Source organism: Streptomyces sp. BE303, assembly GCF_036290945.1.
Lineage (GTDB): Bacteria > Actinomycetota > Actinomycetes > Streptomycetales > Streptomycetaceae > Kitasatospora.
In genome coordinates, this window is the sequence record NZ_JAQYWZ010000690.1 from 1 (window position 1) to 283 (window position 283).

Sequence of the window (283 nt, forward strand, 5' to 3'; positions counted from 1 at the left end):
CGACGGCCCGTTCACGGCCGCCACCTCCACACCGGCCGGCAGACCGTCGGCCACCCGCCCGAAGGGCAGGCCCACCGACACCATGCCGCCACGACCCGCCAGACCCCGCGCGATCGCCTGCGAACGCAGCGCCACCACGGCGGCGGCGTCCTCCAGCGACAGGATCCCCGCGACATGCGCCGCCGCGATCTCGCCCTGCGAGTGACCCACCACCGCGTCCGGCACCACACCCAGCGAACCCCACACCCGCGCCAGACCCACCATCACGGCGAACGACACCGGC

The 283-nt window shown here is 75.3% G+C and carries 1 protein-coding gene; it reads right to left on the bottom strand.

Translation table 11 applies throughout. The annotated features are described in order from the left end of the window. On the bottom strand, nucleotides 1-283 hold a 283-nt coding region (locus tag PUR56_RS43470), incomplete at both ends, for an acyltransferase domain-containing protein (protein ID WP_329949482.1).